17 protein-coding genes are annotated in these 15,554 nt (G+C 74.1%); 9 read left to right on the forward strand and 8 right to left on the reverse strand.

Annotated features, from left to right (window positions below):
* The first annotated feature begins 27 nt into the window (after window positions 1-27).
* Window positions 28-984, forward strand: a complete 957-nt coding sequence (locus tag J4709_RS39620; RefSeq protein WP_208249431.1) for a quinone oxidoreductase family protein — start codon at window positions 28-30, stop codon at window positions 982-984.
* 33 nt (window positions 985-1,017) lie between these two features.
* Here the strand turns inward: J4709_RS39620 and J4709_RS39625 are convergent, their stop codons facing one another.
* Complete coding sequence (locus J4709_RS39625; protein WP_208249433.1) at window positions 1,018-1,698, reverse strand: response regulator; 681 nt, start codon at window positions 1,696-1,698, stop codon at window positions 1,018-1,020.
* A 22-nt stretch (window positions 1,699-1,720) separates the two neighbouring features.
* Complete coding sequence (locus tag J4709_RS39630) at window positions 1,721-2,968, reverse strand: sensor histidine kinase (RefSeq protein WP_208249435.1); 1,248 nt, start codon at window positions 2,966-2,968, stop codon at window positions 1,721-1,723.
* A gap of 138 nt (window positions 2,969-3,106) precedes the next feature.
* Between J4709_RS39630 and J4709_RS39635 the strand changes: the two genes are divergently transcribed.
* The 4 genes from J4709_RS39635 (at window position 3,107) to thrS (ending at window position 7,663) form a co-directional block, all read left to right on the forward strand.
* On the forward strand, window positions 3,107-3,211 hold the full coding sequence (locus J4709_RS39635; protein ID WP_208249437.1) for a putative leader peptide: 105 nt from the start codon (window positions 3,107-3,109) through the stop codon (window positions 3,209-3,211).
* 60 nt (window positions 3,212-3,271) lie between these two features.
* On the forward strand, window positions 3,272-3,763 hold the full coding sequence (locus J4709_RS39640) for a cysteine dioxygenase (RefSeq protein WP_208249439.1): 492 nt from the start codon (window positions 3,272-3,274) through the stop codon (window positions 3,761-3,763).
* 141 nt (window positions 3,764-3,904) lie between these two features.
* On the forward strand, window positions 3,905-5,374 hold the full coding sequence (locus J4709_RS39645) for a sugar porter family MFS transporter (protein ID WP_208249442.1): 1,470 nt from the start codon (window positions 3,905-3,907) through the stop codon (window positions 5,372-5,374).
* Between the two features lie 303 nt (window positions 5,375-5,677).
* The gene (thrS, locus tag J4709_RS39650; protein WP_208249444.1) at window positions 5,678-7,663 is read left to right on the forward strand and encodes a threonine--tRNA ligase; all 1,986 of its coding nucleotides are present in this window, start codon (window positions 5,678-5,680) and stop codon (window positions 7,661-7,663) included.
* A gap of 51 nt (window positions 7,664-7,714) precedes the next feature.
* Here thrS and J4709_RS39655 read toward each other — a convergent pair whose 3' ends face one another.
* Together J4709_RS39655 and J4709_RS39660 are read right to left on the reverse strand one after the other, a co-directional pair.
* On the reverse strand, window positions 7,715-8,875 hold the full coding sequence (locus J4709_RS39655) for a hypothetical protein (RefSeq protein ID WP_208249446.1): 1,161 nt from the start codon (window positions 8,873-8,875) through the stop codon (window positions 7,715-7,717).
* A gap of 56 nt (window positions 8,876-8,931) precedes the next feature.
* Window positions 8,932-10,104, reverse strand: a complete 1,173-nt coding sequence (locus J4709_RS39660; protein ID WP_208249447.1) for a hypothetical protein — start codon at window positions 10,102-10,104, stop codon at window positions 8,932-8,934.
* A gap of 97 nt (window positions 10,105-10,201) precedes the next feature.
* Here J4709_RS39660 and J4709_RS39665 point away from each other — a divergent pair, with 97 nt between their 5' ends.
* Both J4709_RS39665 and J4709_RS39670 read left to right on the forward strand, forming a co-directional pair.
* Window positions 10,202-10,780 carry a TetR/AcrR family transcriptional regulator gene (locus tag J4709_RS39665; RefSeq protein ID WP_208249449.1) on the forward strand — a complete coding sequence of 193 codons (579 nt, stop codon included), beginning with the start codon at window positions 10,202-10,204 and terminating at the stop codon, window positions 10,778-10,780.
* 94 nt (window positions 10,781-10,874) lie between these two features.
* Window positions 10,875-11,477, forward strand: a complete 603-nt coding sequence (locus J4709_RS39670; protein ID WP_208249451.1) for a hypothetical protein — start codon at window positions 10,875-10,877, stop codon at window positions 11,475-11,477.
* Here J4709_RS39670 and J4709_RS39675 read toward each other — a convergent pair.
* The gene (locus tag J4709_RS39675) at window positions 11,459-11,998 is read right to left on the reverse strand and encodes an Asp23/Gls24 family envelope stress response protein (RefSeq protein ID WP_208249453.1); all 540 of its coding nucleotides are present in this window, start codon (window positions 11,996-11,998) and stop codon (window positions 11,459-11,461) included. The two genes, J4709_RS39670 and J4709_RS39675, sit on opposite strands and share 19 nt — an antisense overlap.
* A 167-nt stretch (window positions 11,999-12,165) precedes the next feature.
* On the opposite strand from J4709_RS39675, the gene J4709_RS39680 reads away from it, so the two are divergent.
* Together J4709_RS39680 and J4709_RS39685 are read left to right on the forward strand one after the other, a co-directional pair.
* The gene (locus J4709_RS39680; RefSeq protein ID WP_232384753.1) at window positions 12,166-12,789 is read left to right on the forward strand and encodes an HIT family protein; all 624 of its coding nucleotides are present in this window, start codon (window positions 12,166-12,168) and stop codon (window positions 12,787-12,789) included.
* Between the two features lie 70 nt (window positions 12,790-12,859).
* The gene (locus tag J4709_RS39685) at window positions 12,860-13,261 is read left to right on the forward strand and encodes a thiol-disulfide oxidoreductase DCC family protein (RefSeq protein ID WP_208249455.1); all 402 of its coding nucleotides are present in this window, start codon (window positions 12,860-12,862) and stop codon (window positions 13,259-13,261) included.
* A 16-nt stretch (window positions 13,262-13,277) separates the two neighbouring features.
* Here the strand turns inward: J4709_RS39685 and J4709_RS39690 are convergent, their stop codons facing one another.
* The 3 genes from J4709_RS39690 to J4709_RS39700 are packed head-to-tail and all read right to left on the reverse strand — an operon-like array spanning window position 13,278 to window position 15,496.
* Window positions 13,278-14,228, reverse strand: a complete 951-nt coding sequence (locus tag J4709_RS39690; protein WP_208249456.1) for a hypothetical protein — start codon at window positions 14,226-14,228, stop codon at window positions 13,278-13,280.
* Window positions 14,225-14,680: a hypothetical protein gene (locus J4709_RS39695; protein WP_208249458.1), complete on the reverse strand. Its 456-nt coding sequence runs from the start codon at window positions 14,678-14,680 to the stop codon at window positions 14,225-14,227. The genes J4709_RS39690 and J4709_RS39695 overlap by 4 nt, the downstream gene beginning before the upstream one ends.
* Before the next feature lie 9 nt (window positions 14,681-14,689).
* On the reverse strand, window positions 14,690-15,496 hold the full coding sequence (locus J4709_RS39700) for a polysaccharide deacetylase family protein (protein ID WP_208249467.1): 807 nt from the start codon (window positions 15,494-15,496) through the stop codon (window positions 14,690-14,692).
* Window positions 15,497-15,554 lie beyond the last annotated feature (58 nt).

Here is a 15,554-nt window from a genome sequence, read left to right on the forward strand (position 1 = left end):
GCCCGCCCCGCACCGAACAGGAGAGACATGCGCGCGATCCAGATCACCGAGTTCGGCGGCCCCGAGGTGCTGACCGTCACCGAGCTGCCCGACCCCGTCGCCGGGCCCGGGCACCTGCTCGTCGACGTCGCCCGCGCCGGGATCAACTACGCCGACACCCACCAGGCCGAGAACAGCTACCTGTCGGAGTCGACGCTGCCGATGGTGCCGGGCGGCGAGGTCGTCGGCACCACGCCGGACGGCCGCCGCGTCGTCGCGCTCGTCGGCACCGGCGGCTACGCCGAGAAGGCCGTCGCGCCCGAGGCGCTGGCCTGGGACGTCCCGGACGCCGTCGACGACGTCACCGCGCTCGGCATGATCGTCCAGGGCGCGTCCGCGTGGGTGCTGCTGCGCCGCAGCGTGCACCTGGCGCCGGGGGAGTCGGTCGTCGTGCACGCCGCCGCCGGCGGGGTCGGCACCCTCGCCGTCCAGCTCGCCAAGGCGTGGGGAGCGGGGCGCGTCATCGCCACCGCCTCGTCCAAGCAGAAGCGCGACCTCGCCCTCGAACTCGGCGCGGACGTCGCGATCGACGCCAACGAGCCCGACCTCAAGGACGCGCTCATCGAGGCCAACGGCGGGCGCCGCGTCGACACCGTGCTGGAGATGACCGGCGGGACCGTCACCGACCAGAGCCTGAAGGCGCTCGCGCCGTTCGGCCGGCTCGCCTTCTACGGGATGGCCTCGCGCACCGAGCCGTCGCCGGTCCGCCCGGCCACGCTGATGTCGCACTCGACGACGATCGCGGGCATGTGGCTGGCGCACGTCTTCCAGCTGCCCGGCGACGTCATGCGCGCCGCGCTGGACGAGCTGTTCGGCCTGGCCGCCTCCGGACGGCTGCGCGTGGTCGGTGGCGGCGAGTACGGGCTCACCGAGGTCCGCCGCGCGCACGAGGACCTGCGCGCCCGCCGCACCACCGGCAAGCTCGTCCTGGACCCGTCCCGCTGAGCCGCCGCCGGGCCGGTCGCGGGACCGGGTGCGCTAGCCGACGAGGCCGTTCTCGTAGGCGAACACCACGGCCTGCGTCCGGTCCCGCAGCCCCAGCTTGGTCAGCACGTGCCCGACGTGCGTCTTGATCGTCTGCTCGGCGAGCACGAGCTCGGCGGCGATCTCGGCGTTGGACAGGCCCCGCGCGATGAGCCGCAGCACGTCCATCTCGCGCGGGGTGAGCCCCGCCGTCGCCGCCGGGCTGGGCCGCTGGTGGCGCCGCCGGCGCGCGAAGTCGCCGATCAGCCGCCGGGTGATCGACGGCGCGAGCAGCGCGTCGCCCGCCGCCACCACCCGCACGCCGGTCACCAGGTCCGCCGCCGAGGCGTCCTTGAGCAGGAAGCCGCTGGCCCCCGCGCCGAGCGCCTCGTAGACGTACTCGTCCAGGTCGAACGTGGTCAGCACCAGGACCTTCGGCCGCAGGTCCGCCGGGTCCCCGGCGTCCTGCGCGGCGTGCCCGCCGGTCAGCTCGGCGGTCGCGGCCAGGCCGTCCATCTCCGGCATCCGGATGTCCATCACCACGACGTCCGGATCCAGCGCGCGGGCCAGGTCCACCGCCTCGCGCCCGTTCCCGGCCTGCCCGATCACCTCGATCTCCGGATCGGAGGACAGCAGCGCCGCGAGCCCGTCGCGGATCATCACCTGGTCGTCGGCGATCAGCACCCGAATCGTCACGACGCCACCCTACGGGCAACGATCAGTCCCCGTACGGCAGCTCCGCCGCGACCGTCCAGCCGGCCGGCCCGCGCGGGCCGGCCGACAGCGCGCCGCCGAGCATGGTGACGCGCTCGCGCATCCCGACCAGCCCGTGCCCGCCGCCCTGCGAGCGGTCCGGGTCGCCGCGCGGGCCGTCGTCGTCGACGGTCACCGCGAGCGCCTCCGCGCCGTACTTGATCTCCACGTGGACGCGCGACCCCGGCGCGTACCGGGCGGCGTTGCTGAGCGACTCCTGGACGATCCGGTAGGCCGACAGGTCCACCCCGGCGTCCAGCTGGCGCGGCATCCCGACGACCACGGTGGCGACCGACAGCCCGGAGTTGCGGGCCGCCGCGGCCAGCTCGTCCAGCCGGTCCAGGCCGGGGCTCGGGGCGCGCTCGGCGCCCTCGTCGTCCGAGCGCAGCAGCCCCACCACGCGGCGGGTCTCGGTGAGCGCCTCGCGGGCCGCGTCCCGCACCACCCCGAACGTCTCGCGGGCCGCGTCCGGCAGCTCGGGGATCTTGAACGGGGCGGCCTCGGCCTGCATCGCGATCACCGACATGTGGTGCGCGACGACGTCGTGCAGCTCGCGGGCGATGCGGGCGCGCTCCTCCAGCACCGCCTGCCGGGCCAGGTCCTGGCGGTGCTGCTCCTCGCGGCGGCGCAGCTCCTGCTCGGCGGAGCGGCGGCCGCCGACCGCGTCGCCGAAGGTCAGCACGACCGCGGTGATCCCGGCGAGGATCATGCCGAACCAGCCCGGCATGCCGAACAGCACGGCGGGCAGCAGCACCCCGACGATCGTCACCGCGCCGACGCCGACCGTCGTCTCGCGCTCGCAGCCGACCCCGGCGAAGAACAGGATCACCACCAGCGCCAGGATCGAGGTGACCGGCCACGGCATGAAGCCCTCGCCGTGCCGGACGAACACCGTGACCAGCAGCCCGATGGCCGCGATGCGCCAGGCGGCGAGCGGCCAGCGGGCCGCGAAGATCAGCGGGGTGGCCATCAGCACGCCGAGCGGCACGGCCGCCCCCGGGTCCACGTGGTACCCCTCGATGGAGATCGCGATGGACCCGGCGGTGAAGCCGATGGTCATGGCGAGCAGGAGGGCCATCAGCGGCACGCGCAGCAGCCGCCGTCCCGGCAGCAGGGTGACGGCGGGGTCGTCGCGGCCCGGCACGACGGCGGAGGTGGCCCCGGCCAGCAGCCGGCCTCGCCGGCCGGCGTCGGAGCGGTGTGGTTCGTTCATCTCGCTGCGAGCCTAGAGCGCCCGCCGCCCGGACCGCCTGCCTCCGCGGAGGGAGATCGGGCCGCCCCCGCGGGTATCAGCGCCGCTCGGGGCCTCGGTCCGGCGTTCCATGGATTCTCGATTGACTTTATAGGGATTATGGCCGATCCTCGTGGCGTGACGATCTCCGCCGCGCTGCACGAGCGCCTGCACGTCGACCTGCGCCGCCAGGCCAGCGCGCTGTGTCGCCGGACGCCCCGCTAGCGGACACCCGCCGGCGGCGCGCTCCAGCACGTCCCACCGCACAGCCGAGGAGAGCGACACATGACCGTCACCACTACCGAGACCGGCGCGCCCGAGCCGCGGGAAGCGCAGGACCCGTTCGCGCCGCCGCGGCTCGCCGAGCGCGCCCGCGCGCTCGCCGAGAACCCGCAGGACTGGGTGCACCGCGTCCGGCTCGACCCGCAGGGCCGCTGGTACGAGCGCGTCCACCAGGACGCCGACCACGAGATCTGGCTGATCAGCTGGCTGCCCGGCCAGTCCACCGGCTTCCACGACCACGGCGGCTCCGCCGGCGCCTTCGCCGTCGCCCTCGGCACGCTCGAGGAGCACCGCGTCCGCAACCATCGCGACGTCGGCGCCGGGCAGGTCCGCTCGTTCGGGCCCGACTACGTCCACGACGTCCGCAACACCTCCGACGCTCCCGCGGTGAGCGTCCACGTGTACGCGCCGCCGTTGTCGACGATGCGCCGCTACGACCTGGACGCGGGCGGGGAGCTCGTCCGGCTCGCCGCGGAGTCCGCCGACGACTGGTAACGCGCGGCCGGGCAGGGCGGAGACGGCTCGCGAAGCGACGCCCAACCCGGGCCCAGCGCACGGTCTCGCAATCGCCATCGGCGGGTGAGGCGCGGGCAACGCAGCCGCATAACGTCCCTTCTATGGGGAAGATCCGGCTCCATGAGCACACCGGGAAGCGGATCGAAGACCACTGCGGGCGAGGAGCACAGCGGCCCTTCCCATTCGGCCGCGACCGCCGCGCTCCTCGCGGGCGCCGCCGCGCTCGGCGGGTTCCTGTTCGGTTACGACTCCTCGGTCATCAACGGGACGGTCGACGCCCTCAAGGACACCTTCCACCTGAGCGGCTTCGTCGTCGGCTTCGTGGTGTCGGCCGCGCTGCTCGGCTGCGCGGTGGGCGCCTGGTTCGCCGGGCCGATCGGCGACCGGATCGGCCGGGTCAAGGTGATGCTGGGCGCGTCCGCGCTGTTCGTCATCAGCTCGCTCGGCTCGGCGTTCGCCTTCAGCGCCGTCGACCTGACGGCGTGGCGGCTGGTCGGCGGCCTGGCGATCGGCGCCGCGTCCGTCATCGCGCCCGCCTACATCGCCGAGATCGCGCCCGCCGAGCTGCGCGGCCGGCTCGGCTCACTCCAGCAGATGGCGATCGTCCTCGGCATCTTCGCCGCGCTGGTCGTCGACTACGTCATCGCGCAGGTCTCCAAGGGCGGCGCGACCGGGACGTTCCCGTGGGGCGGCGGCGCCTGGCGCTGGATGTTCGCCAGCGCGGCCGTGCCCGCGGTGTTCTGGGGCGTCATCGCCACGACGATCCCCGAGTCGCCCCGCTACCTGGTGAAGAAGCACCGGACGACCGACGCCAGGCGGGTGCTCGCCCGGGTCATGGGCCGCGCCGACGTGGACGGCAAGATCGAGGACATCGGCCGGTCGATCGCCGAGGACCGCGCGGTGCACCTGCGGGACCTGCGCGGCTCCCGGCTCGGGCTGCTGCCGATCGTGTGGGTCGGCATCCTGCTGTCGGTCTTCCAGCAGTTCGTCGGCATCAACGTGATCTTCTACTACTCGTCCTCGCTGTGGCAGGCCGTCGGGTTCTCCGAGAGCAACGCGATGCTCACCTCCGTGATCAACTCGGTGGTCAACGTGGTGTTCACGCTCGTCGCGATCGCGCTCGTCGACCGGGTCGGGCGGCGCCCGCTGCTGCTCGGCGGCGCGGCCGGCATGGCGGTGTCGCTCGGCACGCTGACGGCATGCTTCTCGACCGCCCACGTGGTCGGCGGCAAGCCGGAGCTGAGCGGCGCCGCCGGGCCGATCGCGCTCGTCGCCGCCAACGTGTTCGTCGCCGCGTTCGCCGCCACCTGGGGCCCGGTCGTGTGGGTGATGCTCGGCGAGATGTTCAACAACTTCATCCGGGCGTCGGCGCTGGCCGTCGCCGCCGCCGCGCAGTGGCTCGCCAACTGGGTGGTCACGACGACGTTCCCCGGCATCTCCGGCTTCTCGCTCAGCCTCGCCTACGGGCTGTACACCGCGTTCTCCGTGCTGGCGTTCATCTTCGTGATCCGGGCCGTCCCCGAGACGAAGGGACGCGAGCTGGAGGACATGGACCGCCTCGAGCGGCCGAAGCGGGCGGCCCGCGCGTGACCGCGGAAACCGCCCTGCTGTGGGCCGCGCCCGTCGGTTACCATGAGGCCATGCAGGCCGTACCGCACGTGTTCCAGACGACGACGCCGGGTCGCCCCCGGCGCCACGGCCGCATGCACTGACATCGCACGCTGTGAAGGCCCCGGGAGCGGTCCCGGGGCCTTCACCGCTTTCCGGGGTCGCCGCGGGTCCCGCGCCGGACAGGACAGGAGCAGGACGATGGAACCGGATGCGTCCGGGGCCCACCCCGAGTCGATAGCATCGGAAACCGCTGATCCCAACCCACCATCCCGAGGAGTACCCGTGTCCACCGTGTCTGAGCTGCGCATCACCCTCGACGGGAGCGAGCGGGCGGTGCCGGCGGGCACCACCGCGGGGCAGGCACTGGACGCCGACGGCCGCACCGTGATCGCGGCGCGGGTCAACGGCGAGCTGCGCGACCTGGCCGGCGAGCTGCACGACGGCGACGCGGTCGAGCCGGTCGAGATCGGGTCCGGTGACGGCCGGGCCATCATGCGGCACTCCGCCGCGCACGTCATGGCGCAGGCCGTGCAGGAGCTGTTCCCCGAGGCCAGGCTCGGCATCGGCCCGCCGGTCGACAACGGCTTCTACTACGACTTCGACGTCGCCGAGCCGTTCACCCCCGACGACCTCAAGCGCATCGAGAAGCGGATGCGCGAGATCGTCAAGCAGGGCCAGCGGTTCTCCCGCCGCCCCGTCTCCGACGACGACGCCCGCGCCGAGCTGGCCGCCGAGCCCTACAAGCTGGAGCTCATCGGCCTCAAGGGCGCCGGCCCGGTCGAGGACGCGGCGGACGGCGCGGACGTCGAGGTGGGCGGCGCCGAGCTGACCATCTACGACAACCTCGACGCCAAGTCCGGCGAGCTGCGCTGGAAGGACCTGTGCCGCGGCCCGCACCTGCCGTCGACCCGCGTCATCCCCGCGTTCAAGCTGATGCGCTCGGGCGGCGCGTACTGGCGCGGCAGCGAGAAGAACCCGCAGCTGCAGCGGATCTACGGCACCGCCTGGGAGTCCCGCGAGAAGCAGGACGAGTACCTGAAGTTCCTGGAGGAGGCCGAGAAGCGCGACCACCGCAGGCTCGGCGCCGAACTCGACCTGTTCTCCTTCCCGCCGGAGCTCGGCAGCGGGCTGCCCGTCTTCCATCCCAAGGGCGGAATCATCCGCAAGGAGATGGAGGACTACATGCGGCGGCGGCAGCTGGAGGCGGGCTACGAGTTCGTCAACACCCCGCACATCACCAAGTCGTCGCTGTTCGAGATCTCCGGTCACCTGCCGTACTACGGCGACGACATGTTCCCGCCGTTCGAGGTGGACGAGGTCGAGTACCGCGTCAAGCCGATGAACTGCCCGATGCACAACCTGATCTTCCGCGCGCGCGGGCGGTCCTACCGCGAGCTGCCGCTGCGGATGTGCGAGTTCGGGTCGGTGTACCGGTACGAGAAGTCCGGCGTCGTGCACGGCCTCACCCGCGTGCGCGGCATGACCCAGGACGACTCGCACATCTACACCACCAAGGAGCAGATGGGCGACGAGATCAAGTCGCTGCTGTCCTTCGTGCTGAGCGTGCTGCGCGACTTCGGCCTCGCGGAGTTCTACCTGGAGCTGTCCACCCGGGACGAGTCCGACAAGTTCATCGGCGACGAGGCCGACTGGGCGGAGGCGACCGAGGCGCTGCGGCAGGCCGCCGAGGACTCCGGGCTCGACCTCGTGGACGACCCGGGCGGCGCCGCGTTCTACGGCCCGAAGATCTCCGTGCAGGCCAAGGACGCGATCGGCCGGACCTGGCAGCTGTCGACCATCCAGCTCGACTTCAACCAGCCCAAGCGGTTCGGCCTGGAGTACCAGGCGGCCGACGGCACCCGGCAGACCCCGGCGATGATCCACCGGGCCCTGTTCGGATCGGTCGAGCGGTTCATGGGCGTGCTGATCGAGCACTACGCGGGCGCCATGCCGCCGTGGCTGTCGCCGGTGCAGGCGGTCGGCATCCCGATCGGCGACGCGCACGTCCCGCACCTGGAGAAGGTCGCCGCGCGGCTGCGCGAGCGCGGGATCCGGGTGGAGGTCGACTCCTCCTCCGACCGGATGCAGAAGAAGATCCGCAACGCGCAGAAGCAGAAGATCCCCTACATGCTGCTCGCGGGCGACGACGACGTCGCCAAGGACGCGGTGTCGTTCCGATACCGCAACGGCGAGCAGAAGAACGGCGTGCCGATCGACGAGGCCGTCGAGGAGATCGTCAAGGCCGTGGAGGCCCGCGTCCAGATCTGACGCCGGGCCGCCCGGGCCGCGCCCGCCCCGTGCGGGCGCGGCCCGCGCCGGTCATCCCGTCGAGAGGACGAGCGGCGCGTTGTCCCGCGCGCCCACCGCCCACACCGTCCCCGTGCCGGGGACGCACGCCAGCGCGGTGACGGACGCCCCGGAGCCGGACACGGCCGCCTCCCGGTGCCAGGCGCCGTCGGTGTAGTGCAGCAGGTCGGACGTGCCCGTGAGCGCTCCGGCGTTCACGGTCGCCCAGAGGCCGCCCGCTCCGTCGTCGGTGAGCGCGTCGCCGAAGCGTGCACCGTCCGGTGCCGGCGCCTCCTGCCAGGCGGTCCCGTCCCAGTGGTAGGAGCGGTCCGCGCGCTGCCCGCCCGCGGTGGTGTACCCGGTCGCCCAGACGTCGTCGGGACCGAGCGGGAGGACGCTCAGGAGCCTGCCCTGCATGCCCGCCGGCTGCGGGGGCGTCGCCGTGCGCCAGGACGAGCCGTCGTAGCGGGCCGCGTAAGGGGCGCCGTCCGCGTCGGTGCCGACGGCCCAGACGTCGTCCGGCGTGCGCTCCCTGAGGCCGCTGATCGACGCCGGGAGGGAGTAGGGGGCCCAGGTGCCTTTCCACCGGTACACCGGAGAGCCGTTGACCTGGGAGTTCGCGGTTCCCGCGAGCCATGCGCCCTGCTCGTCGGCGTCCAGGGCGGCGATGTGGGAGAGGCCCGCAGGCGCCTGCAGTTCGGTGGACGCGGTGCCGGTGAGGTGGGCGACGTAGGCGGCGCCGTCCCCGCAGCACTCGATGTACCGCGTGCCCGTCGCCCACAGGTCGTCCAGTGAGACGGCGTCCAGGTGGAGGATCTGGCCGAGGTCCGGCATCCCCGGCGTGCCGAGCCAGGACCACGCGGTTCCGTCCCACCGCTGCAGGGTCGGGTTGAAGAGGGCCGGCGGGGGGCACCTGAGGCCCCAGCACCAGCGGTCGTTGGGCCGCTTGAACTGGTAGCCGCCGGCGAGGACGGCACCGGGCGCCGCCGCGGCGACGGCGAGGAGCGCGCTGGAGCCGATGGTCGGTGGCGCGGGTCGCGCCGTCCATTCGGTGGCGGCCCTCGCCGCGGGCGCCGGCGCGGTGACGAGCGCGGCGGTCACGAGGGCGGTGGTGGTGAGGGCGGTGGTGGTGAGAGCGGTGGCCGCCAGGCCGAGCCGCCGGGTGATGCCGGTCCTGTTCAGACTCCTTCGCACGGGTCCCTCCTCGCTGAGGGGCCGCGCCCGCCCCGCACGGGCGCGGCCCGGTCCGGTCAGTCCCTGGAGACGACGATCGGCTTGCCGGCCTTCTTGCCCACGGCCATCAGCGCCCCGCCGGGGACGCGGGCGACACCGGAGTACTGGACCTCCGCGTCCCCGATGGTCGTCTCGACCTTCCACGCGCCGCCGGAGTAGTGCAGCAGCTTGGCGTCCGGGCGGTTCACGACCGCCCAGACGCCGCCCGCCCCGTCCGCGGCGAGGCCGTCGGGGGAGTAGCCGGTCATGCTCCGGCCGGCGCTGCTGAGCAGGCGGTAGCCGCCGCCCAGCGGCGCGTCGGCGGGCAGCGCGTCCTCCCGCCACGACGACCCGTCCCAGTGGTACGAGCGGTACGACGGGGTCGTGCCGTTCATGACGTAGCCGGTCGCCCACACGTCGCCGGCCGCCAGCGGGAGGACGGCGACGAGCCTGCCCGGCTGCCCCTGCATCTGCGGGGGAGTCATGTCGTGCCACGCCGAGCCGTCGTAGCGGGCGGCGTACCCGCCCTGGCCCTTCGCGCCCACGGCCCACACGTCGTCGGCCGTGCGCTGCCCGACGGCCTGGATCGTCGCGTCCGGGGCCTGCGGCGTCCACGTCCCGTCCGCCCACCGGTAGACCGACGGGCCGGCCTGCTGCTTCGGCGCTCCCGCGATCCACACGCCCGCCGGGCCGGCGTCGAGGGAGTCGACGTGCTCCAGCGCGGCGGGCGCGGCGACCTCCTGCCAGCCCTGCGCGGCCGAGTGCGCGATGTACGGCGTGCCGATGCCCTTGCCGTCGGCGTTGTCGCGGGTCCCCGCGGCCCACACGTCGGACGGCGACGCCGCGTCCACGAACTGGATCCGGCCGTGACCGGACAGGCCGGGCGTGCCGACCCAGGACCAGCCGCTCCCGTTCCAGTGCTGCAGCGTGGGGTTCTCGTGGACGACCGGCGTGCACGGGCCCCCGATCTCCCCGCACCACGACGACGACTGCTCGGTGTACCACTGGTAGCCGCCGACCCACACGTCTCCCGGGCCGGTGCCCGACACGGCGTAGAGGTTGCTCACGAACAGGGTGAACGGGGTGGGATCGACCGTCCAGCCGGCGTCGGCGCGGGCGGGCGCCGCGGCGGTGGCGAGCGCGGCCGCCGTCGCGGCGGCGGCGAGTCCGGCCGGCAGGGCGCGGAACGGTCTGCGTCTGGAGATCGTCACAGGACGCAAATATGCGGCAGGGACCCCCGGGCTCTCTTGTCCGGAGCGTGACAAGTTCTCCGTGCGGGGCGTGATCGGCTCTGGGCACAATCGCGGAATGTGTCCACGCAACGATCCCCGCGACGGTCCGCGCGAGCGGATGCTCGACGCCACGTCCGCGATCGTGGAGGCCGGGGACTGGGGCGCCCTGCGGCTCGCCCGCGTCGCGCGGGCGGCCGGGGTCAGCCGGCAGACCGCCTACAACGAGTTCGGGTCGAAGGTCGGGCTCGGCCGGGCGCTCGTCGAGCGGGAGGTCGACGCGTTCCTCGGCGGCGTCCAGGAGCGGATGGAGCGGCACGCCGACGACGTCCCGGAGGCGGTGCGCGCGGCCGTGCTGTTCGCGCTCGACGAGGCGGAGCGGCGGCCGCTGCTGAAGGGCATCTTCGGCGCCGGGCGGTCCCGCGACGACGAGCTGATCGCGCTGGCCACCCGCGGCCGCGACCCGATGATCGCCCGCGTCGTCGCGGCGTTCCGCGGCTACGCCGACACGACCTGGCCGGCCGTCCCCGCCGACGTCAAGGACCTGCTGGTCGAGACCCTGATGCGGGTCACCGTCAGCCACGCCGTCGCGCCGCTGCACGCGCCCGCCGAGGTGGCGCGGAACCTGGCGGAGCTGACCCGGCGGCTGCTGCCGTGAGCGCGCCGGCCGGACGTCCCGCGGGCGGGCGTGGGAGATCCGCGGAGTTGGTAGCCTCGACGCTCACGTGCCACGGACCGGGGAGACGAGCGAGATGAAGCCCACGAGGCCGCGGCGGCGGGGGCCGCGGCGGACGCGCTCGGTCTGGGGCCGGATCGCCGGCTACGGCGGCGCCGCGCTCCTGGTGGCCGCCGCCGTCGTGGTGCTGCTGGTCCCGCTGCTCGACAAGCACAAGGGCGGTTCCGGCGCCGCGGGCGCGGAGGGCCCCGGCGCGTCGCCCACGGCCGGGCAGGGCACCGTTCCCGGCGCGACCGGGCAGCCGGTGACCCCGTCCAACCCCGTCCCGCAGACCGGCGGCGCCACGCCCTACCCGTCCGGCGGCCAGGGCGGCGGCGGCATGCAGATCCCCGACCAGAACGGCGCCGGCGGCACCGGCTGGTGCCCCCAAGGGACGGCGTTCTACCGCGCCGCGGGCGGGAGCGTCGACGTCACGATCACCGTGTCGTCCAGCGGCGCGATCCGCGCCGAGCTGTCGATCAAGGGGCACGCCCCGCAGGCGCAGCAGACCACCGTGTCGGGCGGCAGGCCGCACACGTTCCGGTTCAAGAAGGTCCCCGCGCGGCTCGTGCAGCGGGTGAAGGTGACGACCGTGTCGGTCGGCGTCGCCATGCAGAACTGCTACGCGCGTCCCGCCTGAGGCCGGACGTCCTCCACCGCCACGTTGACCGCGGCGACCCGCGCGCCGAGCATCAGCCCGCTCATCCGCGCGACGCCGGCCTGCACCGCCGCCGCCACGTCCATGATCGCGTGCCCGTACTCGACGGCGATGCCGACGTCGACCGTCACCGCGTCGCCGGCGGACCGGACCCGCACCCCCGAGCCGAGCGCGGCGACCCCGCCGACCTCCAGCGCGGCGAGCGCGGCGACCTTCTCGGCCACCTCGTCGCCGACCGTGATCCGCCCCTCCACGTGCGGCGCCGCGCCGGCCGGCGGCGCCGGAGCGGCTCCCGGCGAGGCGGTGCCGTGCGACGCGATGTCGTGCGGGGCCGCGGCGGACGGGGATGCGGCGGACGGGGCAGCGGCGGGCGGTGCGGGCAGCGGCGCGCCCTGCGGCGGCACCGGGCCCGGCAGACCGGGCGCCCCGGGGAAGAACGGCGACCCCGCCCCCGGGCGCGGTTCGGCGCCGTCCCCGGCGCGGCCCTTGTCGAGCTCGGTCATGATCGCTCCCACTGTCGGCTGGACGACCCATGGTGGCGGAGAGACCGGTGATCCGTCACGCCGCCCCGCGCGGGTGCGTCCGCCCGCGCGGGGCATCCCGGGTACGTGCCGGCGCGCGCGTCTCTCTATGCTGCTGGTCAGGCCGTGAACAAAAGGAGACCGCCGCCTTGACCGCAGAGCCGGAGAAGCCCGTGGAGCAGCAGGGGCGCGACGAGGCGTCCGGCGCGGGCGCAGCGGAGTCCCCGTCCCGCCTCGAGGAGGAGAGGGGCGGCGCGGGAACGCCCGACAACTTCCAGCGGCTCTGGACCCCGCACCGGATGGCCTACATCAAGGGCGAGAACAAGCCCACCGGCCCGGGGGCCGGGGAGGGCTGCCCGTTCTGCGAGATCCCGGCGATGACCGACGAGGAGGGCCTCGTCGTCGCCCGCGGCACGTCGGTGTTCACCGTCCTCAACCTCTACCCCTACAACTCCGGGCACCTCATGGTCGTCCCGTACCGGCACGTCGCCGACTACGGCGATCTCGACGAGGCGGAGTACACCGAGCTGGCCGTCTTCACCCGGCGCTCGCTCGCCGCGCTGCGCAAGGCCAGCGGCGCGCAGGGGTTCAACGTCGGCATGAACCTCGGCCTGGTCGCCGGCGCGGGCATCGCCGCCCACCTGCACCAGCACGTGGTGCCGCGGTGGGGCGGCGACACCAACTTCATGCCGGTCGTCGGGCATACGCGGGTGCTGCCGCAGCTGCTGCGCGACACCCGGCAGATTCTCGCCGACGCCTGGCCGCAGGACTGAGGCCAGGGCAGGGCCGGGGCGAGGGCGCGCGAGGGCACGCGAGGACGGCGGGAGGGGCATGATGGGCGGCATGACGCGACGCGAGCGGCCGGTGCTGGTCTACGACGGCGACTGCGGGTTCTGCACCGCCTCGGTGCGGTTCCTGGAACGCCGGGTGCCCGTGGACGCCGAGGTCGTCGCGTTCCAGTTCACCGACCTCGCCGCGCTCGGCACGACGGCCGAGCGGGCCGGGCACGAGGTGCTGTGGGTCGACCGGACCGGACGGGTCAGCGGCGGCGCGGAGGCGATCGGGCGGCTGCTGACCGCCGCCGGCGGGCTCTGGCGCGTCCCGGGCGTCGTCATGCGGACGCCGCCGGTGAGCTGGCTCGCGCACGCCGTGTACCGGCTCGTCGCGAACAACCGGCAGCGGATGCCGGGCGGTACGGCCGCCTGCATGCTGCCCGCCGCGCAGCGGCCCGGCGCCCAGGGCTGACCGCCCGGGCGCCGGATCAGGCCGCCGCGGGAGCGGCGGCGGCCGCGTCCGCGCGGCCGCCGAGGGCCCGGCGGAGCCGCGCGGGCAGCCTGCCGGTCAGCCGCTCCAGCGGCAGGAACGCCGCCAGCCAGATCGCGTGCGGCAGGAAGTGGATGCTCATCAGCGCGTACGTGACGGCGTGGAACCCCGCGAAGAACAGCACGAACAGGTACAGCGGGCGGCCGCGCAGGAACAGCAGCGCGGGCGAGACCGCCTCCGCCGTGATCATGAACCACTGGCTGGCCTTCAGCAGCAGCGGGTAGCCGATGAGGCTGCGCCCGAACGCGGTCCCGCGCCGGCTCAGCGCCCACTGCACCGTCGCCCCGTTCGGCCACTCGGGGAACCCGCCGATCTTCACCTTCGCCCACATGGACAGGAAGTAGGCGGCCACCACCGACAGTTGGACGCAGCGCGCCGCCCACGCGGACGACTCGCACCCCCGCTCGTCGTCGATCCGGGCGCGTCCGACGCTCGGCAGCACGAACAGCGCCACGACGAGCGCGAGATGGTCGTGGTCGACCTTCCCGTACGACATGCTGATCGTGACCCACCACAGGTACCCGCAGGCGCAGACGTAGCCGGTCAGCCGCGGCAGGAACCGTCCCGTCGCCGCGACGAACCCGGACGCGAGCGTCACGGCCAGCAGCGTGTACATCGCGGCGGGCGTCGGCGCGGGCAGGTGCAGCAGCCGGCCGAGCAGCACCGGGCGGTACAGGTCGGCGGGCAGCCGGGCGTGCGCCAGCGAGCTGCTGGTCAGCAGCAGCATGTCGAACGGCAGGAACACGTACCCGAGGATCCGCAGCCACGCGATCCGGGCCCGCGGCACCGGGCCGAACCACCAGCGGCCCCACGGGGTGCGGGCGGCGCCGGGCGCGGGCTCGGCGGGCCGGACGGGCCGGGGCGCCTCCGGCGTCGCGGCGGCGGTCACCGCACGTCCCAGACGACGCGGTTGACGCGCCTGGTCGACACGACCTTGCCGTGCTCCAGCCTCTTGATCTCCTCCACGACGTAGATCCTCGTGAGCCTGGGGTCGCCGGGGTGCAGCCGGTGCTGCCCCTCCGCGATGCCCTGCAGCAGCGACGGGTCATGGGCGATGCGGTCCATCTGCCCCTCGATCTCGGCGCGCTTCATGCCGGTTCCGACGGCGTCCCGGGACAGCTCGACGTGCCGGCCCTCGGCGGTGTCGGCCTCCAGCCAGTACGAGCCGATCGTCCCGCCGTCGTTCTTCACAGAGAACGCGAACTGCGTCATCGGCCCGATGGGGAAGTCGTCGTTGTCACCGAACGCGCTGGTGAACAGCAGTGCGCCGACGAAGGCCACGCCCGCGAGGGACCGCCAGAGCCGTGCGCGGGCGCTCAGGCGGAGGACAGGGGGGTTCACCGGGCAAGCCTAGAGCGCGGCCTGTCGCAGCTGCGACACCGTGACGAAGTCGAAACCACGGCCCCGCAGCCCCCGGATGACGGCGGGCAGTTGCGCGATCGCGGTCTCCCGGCTGGCGGCGCCGACGTCGTGGGCGAGGACGATGGTCCCGGGCCGGGCGTTGTCGACGACGGCGGCGACCATCTGCTCCGGTTCGCGGCTGAGCCGCCGGTCCTGCACCAGCAGCGACCACAGCACCAGGTCGTAGCGGTGCTGCGCGGCGACGTGCAGGGTGGTGCCGCCGAGCCGGCCCCACGGCGGCCGCAGCAGCGTCGGGGCGCGCCCGGTGACCCGCTCGATCGCCTCGTGCGTGCGGTGGATGGAGCGGTAGGCGTGCGCGAGGCTCATCTTCGACAGGTCGTCGTGCTTCCAGGTGTGGTTGCCGACCTCGTGCCGGCCCAGCCGGCCCTCGACGAGGTGGGCGTTGCGGGCGAGTCGGCTGCCGACCATGAAGAACGTCGCCGGCACCTTCGCCGCGTCGAGCGCGTCGAGCGCGTGCGGCGTCCAGTGCTCCATCGGCCCGTCGTCGAAGGTCAGCGCGACCAGCCGGCGCCGGGTGTTCACCGCCCAGACGACGTCGACCTGCCGGTCGGGCGGCTCCCAGGAGTCGACGGACGCGGCGGACGCCGGAGTCGGCGGGTCCTCCCTGCGCCAGGCCTGCTCGCCGGCGAACCCGGCGCCGGCGGCGAGCAGCCCCCCGGCCGCGAGGCCGAGGCCCCGGATCATGGTGCGGCGCCCGGGCCGGGCCGGCCGCCGGTCTTCCCCCGTGTCGTTCATGGCGGAGTAAGAGTTTCACGCCGGGAACCGCCCGCCATCGCCCGAGATGCCGAATTCG

The organism is Actinomadura violacea (assembly GCF_017573465.1).
Taxonomy (GTDB): domain Bacteria; phylum Actinomycetota; class Actinomycetes; order Streptosporangiales; family Streptosporangiaceae; genus Spirillospora; species Spirillospora violacea.

Bases quoted from the DNA above. Each gene is read 5' to 3' on its own strand.
- J4709_RS39675 (WP_208249453.1), bottom strand. From the start codon at position 11,998: ATGACCGAGCTCGACAAGGGCCGCGCCGGGGACGGCGCCGAACCGCGC.
- J4709_RS39640 (WP_208249439.1), top strand. From the start codon at position 3,272: ATGACCGTCACCACTACCGAGACCGGCGCGCCCGAGCCGCGGGAAGCG.
- J4709_RS39630 (WP_208249435.1), bottom strand. From the start codon at position 2,968: ATGAACGAACCACACCGCTCCGACGCCGGCCGGCGAGGCCGGCTGCTG.
- J4709_RS39665 (WP_208249449.1), top strand. From the start codon at position 10,202: ATGTGTCCACGCAACGATCCCCGCGACGGTCCGCGCGAGCGGATGCTC.
- J4709_RS39670 (WP_208249451.1), top strand. From the start codon at position 10,875: ATGAAGCCCACGAGGCCGCGGCGGCGGGGGCCGCGGCGGACGCGCTCG.
- J4709_RS39635 (WP_208249437.1), top strand. From the start codon at position 3,107: ATGGCCGATCCTCGTGGCGTGACGATCTCCGCCGCGCTGCACGAGCGC.
- J4709_RS39685 (WP_208249455.1), top strand. From the start codon at position 12,860: ATGACGCGACGCGAGCGGCCGGTGCTGGTCTACGACGGCGACTGCGGG.
- J4709_RS39620 (WP_208249431.1), top strand. From the start codon at position 28: ATGCGCGCGATCCAGATCACCGAGTTCGGCGGCCCCGAGGTGCTGACC.
- J4709_RS39700 (WP_208249467.1), bottom strand. From the start codon at position 15,496: ATGAACGACACGGGGGAAGACCGGCGGCCGGCCCGGCCCGGGCGCCGC.
- J4709_RS39645 (WP_208249442.1), top strand. From the start codon at position 3,905: ATGAGCACACCGGGAAGCGGATCGAAGACCACTGCGGGCGAGGAGCAC.